Below are 4286 nucleotides of genomic sequence, written 5' to 3' on the forward strand. Positions count from 1 at the left end.
AACTGGGAAGATGATCTGGGCGGTGAGTTCGAGAAGCTTTCGAAAGACAAAAACTTCGAGAACATGCAGAAAGCGATGTATGGCCAGTTCGAAAACACCTTCATGATGTACCTGCCGCGCTTGTGCGAGCATTGTCTCAACCCGGCGTGCGTGGCAACGTGTCCGAGTGGCGCTATCTACAAACGTGAAGAAGACGGCATAGTGCTGATCGATCAGGATAAGTGCCGCGGCTGGCGAATGTGTATTACCGGCTGCCCGTACAAGAAGATCTACTTCAACTGGAAAAGCGGCAAATCTGAGAAATGTATCTTCTGCTACCCGCGTATTGAAGCGGGTCAGCCGACGGTCTGCTCTGAGACGTGCGTCGGGCGTATTCGTTACCTTGGCGTGCTGCTCTACGACGCAGATGCTATTGAGCAGGCGGCCAGCACCGGGAACGAGAAAGACCTGTATCAGCGTCAGCTGGACGTGTTCCTCGATCCGCACGATCCGCAAGTGATTGAGCAGGCGCAGAAAGACGGCATTCCGCTGAGCGTCATTGATGCGGCGCAAAAATCGCCGGTCTATAAAATGGCGATGGACTGGAAGCTGGCGCTGCCGCTGCACCCGGAATATCGCACACTGCCGATGGTATGGTATGTGCCGCCTCTGTCGCCGATTCAGTCCGCTGTCGATGCCGGGGAACTGGGCAGCAACGGCATCCTGCCGGACGTAGAAAATCTGCGCATCCCGGTTCAGTATCTGGCCAACCTGCTGACCGCAGGCGATACCCAGCCGGTTCTGCTGGCGTTGAAACGCATGCTGGCGATGCGTCACTTTAAACGTACAGAAACCGTCGATGGTGTTATCGATACGCGGGCGCTGGAAGAGGTCGGGCTGACCGAAGTGCAGGCGCAGGAAATGTACCGTTACCTGGCGATTGCGAACTACGAAGATCGTTTCGTGGTGCCGAGCAGCCATCGCGAACTGGCGCGCGAAGCCTTCCCGGAGAAAAACGGCTGTGGCTTTAGCTTTGGTGACGGCTGCCACGGATCTGATTCGTCCTTCAACCTGTTTAACAGCCGCCGCATTGATGCCGTGGATGTGACCAGCAAAACGGAGCCGCACCTATGATCGAACTCGTGGTTGTTTCACGTCTGCTTGAGTATCCGGATGCGGACTTATGGCAGCATCAGAACGAACTCTTCGACGTTCTGGCTTCGTCAGAGAAACTGGAAAAAGCGGATGCCCAGGCCCTGGGGGTTTTCCTGCGGGATTTAACCGCGCAGGATCTGCTGGATGCGCAGGCCGCCTACAGCGAGCTTTTTGACCGGGGGCGGGCAACCTCGCTGCTACTGTTCGAACACGTGCACGGCGAATCTCGCGACCGCGGGCAGGCGATGGTTAATTTGCTGAATCAGTATGAGCAGCACGGTCTGCTGCTCGACAGCCGCGAGTTGCCCGATCACCTGCCGCTGTATCTGGAATACCTGGCGCAACTGCCTGAGAGTGACGCCATCGGCGGTCTACAGGATATCGCGCCGATTCTGGCGCTACTTTGCTCGCGTCTGCAACAGCGTGAAAGCCGCTATGCCGTTCTGCTTGGACAACTGCTGAAGCTGGCAAACAGTGCGTTAGATGAAGCGAAAGTGGCGGAAAAAATCGCCGATGAAGCGCGCGACGATACGCCGCAGGCGCTGGATGCAGTCTGGGAAGAAGAACAGGTGAAATTCTTTGCCGATAAAGGCTGCGGGGAGTCCGACATCGCCGCTCACCAGCGTCGTTTTGCCGGAGCCGTGGCCCCGCAATATTTGAATATCTCTAACGGAGGACAGCAATAATGCACTTGCTGAATATGTTCTTCTTTGACATCTATCCGTATATTGCCGGAGCGGTGTTCCTGATAGGCAGTTGGTTGCGCTACGATTACGGACAATACACCTGGCGCGCCGCCTCCAGTCAGATGCTGGATCGCAAAGGAATGAATCTGGCCTCGAACCTGTTCCACATCGGGATTCTGGGTATTTTCGCCGGACATTTCCTTGGGATGCTGACGCCGCACTGGATGTATGAGGCGTGGCTGCCGCTGGAAGTGAAGCAGAAAATGGCGATGCTGGCTGGCGGCGCTTGCGGCGTGATGACGCTGGTGGGAGGGCTGCTGCTGCTTAAACGTCGGCTGTTCAGCCCGCGTGTACGGGCAACCACGACTGGCGCGGATATTCTGGTGCTTTCCGTGCTGATTCTCCAGTGTGCGCTGGGCCTGCTGACCATTCCGTTTTCGGCACAGCATATGGACGGCAGCGAAATGATGAAGCTAGTGAATTGGGCACAGTCCGTGGTGACGTTCCGCGGCGGCGCATCCGCGCACCTGGACGGCGTCGCCTTTATTTTCCGTATGCACCTGGTGTTGGGGATGACGCTGTTCCTGCTGTTCCCGTTCTCCCGTCTGGTACATATCTGGAGCGTGCCATTAGAATACCTGACGCGCAGATATCAGCTCGTCCGCGCCCGTCGCTGAGGATCCTGTCCGGCAGAATCACACCCCGCTTTGGCGGGGTTTTTTGTGGCCCGACGCCAGCCCGTCGCCCCAGCCCAGATTATTCCCCGCTGCTGCAAACAGAATCAGCAGGCCTCCGGCCAGCTGCACCGGAGCCAGCGCATGGTGAAAGACCAGATAATCGACCCCGATCGCCACCATAGGATAGATAAAGGAGAGCGAACCGGTTATGGGCGTCGGCAGTTTCTGAATCGCACTGTAGAGCAACTGGTACATAATGCCAGTGTGCACTATGCCCAGAATCAGCAGGTAGTGCCAGGGGAACGCGGCGGTGAAATTGGGGGCGTGAACCAGCGGCAACAGCATGATGGTCCCGACAATCACCTGAATAAAGGCAATATGCTGAGGCGGAAGCGGACGCAGCTTGCGGGCGATCATCGCCGTTAAGGCGTAGAAAAAGGCGGCACCAAGCGCCAGCGCAATACCCGCAGCGAGCTGGCCGCCATGAGCCTGCATCAGCTCGCTGGAGAGCAGAACGACCACGCCGACAAAAGCCAACGTTAACCAGCCCCATTTAATCAGCGTCACCCGCTCGCCTGCCAGCATTCCCATCAATACCAGCATAAACGGCTGGGTGTTATACACCACGGTAGCCATACCAATCGAAATGCGGGTGTAGGCGGCAAACAGCAGCAGCCAGTTAATGACCAGCGTGATGCCGCCGAGGATCGCCAGCAGCAGTGTTAGCCGCGTGAGCTGGCTGAACGGCTGTCGGCTGAAATAGATAATCCCCAGTAAGGTCAGGGCGCCAATCAGGCAACGCCAGAAGACCACATCGATAACCGGCAAGCCGGAGAGTAAAACGAAGGCGCCGATCGAACCCGAAATGATCATCGCCAGACTCATTTGCCAGACGCCCGTTACTGTATGTGCCATTTTTCTACCTCCGTGATGATGTCGATATTGTCGTTAATCTGCTGACAAGTTGACATGCATGATCTAAGGTGAAAGGCGAGTATTGCTTTTATTTATCAGGTAAAATGCATGGAACACTTAATTGATAATATCGACCGCGCCATTCTGGCTTGCCTGGCGGAAGATGCGCGCATATCGCTCAAAGTGTTGAGCGCGCGGGTGGGATTGACGTCACCCAGTACCGCAGAGCGAGTGAAGCGTCTGGAAGAGCGCGGGGTGATTCAGGGCTACGGCGCCCGGGTGAATCTTGCGGCACTCGGTTATACCCTGCAGGCACTGGTCCGCGTCAGGCCGCTGCCGGGCTTGCTGCAGAAGGTCGACAAATATATTCAGGCAATGCCTGAGTGCATCGAATGTGACAAAGTCACGGGCGAGGATTGCTTCGTGATGCGCCTGGTGGTGCGGGATATTGCGCAGCTTGATACCCTGCTGGATGGTCTGGCAGAGCATGCCCAGTGCAATACTTCGATAGTAAAAAGTTCGCCGGTCACCCGCCGTTTGCCGCCGATGTAACTGTCCCGGATGGCGGCGTAAACGCCTTATCCAGGCTACCCGACTGGTGCTTGAATCGAACCCCGGTCGAAGCTTCTCAACCTTCCCTGTCCGGGCAGAATATTTTGCGCACGAGATGGATTTAACTCAGCTGTTACTGGGGGATGATGGGGGTGGGGGAAGGATGACTCAGCGCATTGCGCCTCACCCTTTGGGCCGTTGCCTGCGGCAACGTTCTCTCGCTTGCGCTCGAGTCGAACCTTAATCGAAGGTTCTCACCCTTCCCGACAAGTGCAAACCTCGCTGAGATTTGTCGGGGTTACCACATTACTGTGGTGGATAA

5 protein-coding genes and 1 other RNA gene are annotated in these 4286 nt (G+C 56.5%); 4 read left to right on the plus strand and 2 right to left on the minus strand.

Translation table 11 applies throughout. The annotated features are described in order from the left end of the window. From narH to narI, 3 genes are all read left to right on the plus strand, one after another. The coding region (gene narH, locus ACZAHD_RS21845; RefSeq protein WP_462458605.1) for a nitrate reductase subunit beta at positions 1-1113 on the plus strand (1113 nt) is incomplete at its 5' end. Then, positions 1110-1820, plus strand: coding sequence for a nitrate reductase molybdenum cofactor assembly chaperone (gene narJ, locus ACZAHD_RS21850; RefSeq protein ID WP_462458606.1), 711 nt, complete (start codon positions 1110-1112; stop codon positions 1818-1820). The genes narH and narJ, both read left to right, overlap by 4 nt. Then, positions 1820-2497: a respiratory nitrate reductase subunit gamma gene (gene narI, locus ACZAHD_RS21855; RefSeq protein WP_462458607.1), complete on the plus strand. Its 678-nt coding sequence runs from the start codon at positions 1820-1822 to the stop codon at positions 2495-2497. The genes narJ and narI overlap by 1 nt, the downstream gene beginning before the upstream one ends. A gap of 18 nt (positions 2498-2515) precedes the next feature. On the opposite strand, the gene ACZAHD_RS21860 is transcribed toward narI, so the two are convergent. Beyond that, on the minus strand, positions 2516-3412 hold the full coding sequence (locus ACZAHD_RS21860; RefSeq protein WP_462458608.1) for a DMT family transporter: 897 nt from the start codon (positions 3410-3412) through the stop codon (positions 2516-2518). 108 nt (positions 3413-3520) lie between these two features. Here ACZAHD_RS21860 and ACZAHD_RS21865 point away from each other — a divergent pair, with 108 nt between their 5' ends. Then, on the plus strand, positions 3521-3964 hold the full coding sequence (locus ACZAHD_RS21865) for an Lrp/AsnC family transcriptional regulator (protein ID WP_004863438.1): 444 nt from the start codon (positions 3521-3523) through the stop codon (positions 3962-3964). A gap of 147 nt (positions 3965-4111) precedes the next feature. Here the strand turns inward: ACZAHD_RS21865 and ACZAHD_RS21870 are convergent. Continuing rightward, positions 4112-4243: non-coding RNA, RtT sRNA (locus ACZAHD_RS21870), on the minus strand. Between the last annotated feature and the right edge of the window lie 43 nt (positions 4244-4286).

The sequence above is a fragment of the Raoultella sp. genome (assembly GCF_039594335.1).
Lineage (GTDB): Bacteria > Pseudomonadota > Gammaproteobacteria > Enterobacterales > Enterobacteriaceae > Klebsiella.

Coding starts and splice junctions, on each gene's coding strand:
- narJ (WP_462458606.1), top strand. CDS start 1,110: ATGATCGAACTCGTGGTTGTTTCACGTCTGCTTGAGTATCCGGATGCG.
- narI (WP_462458607.1), top strand. CDS start 1,820: ATGCACTTGCTGAATATGTTCTTCTTTGACATCTATCCGTATATTGCC.
- ACZAHD_RS21860 (WP_462458608.1), bottom strand. CDS start 3,412: ATGGCACATACAGTAACGGGCGTCTGGCAAATGAGTCTGGCGATGATC.
- ACZAHD_RS21865 (WP_004863438.1), top strand. CDS start 3,521: ATGGAACACTTAATTGATAATATCGACCGCGCCATTCTGGCTTGCCTG.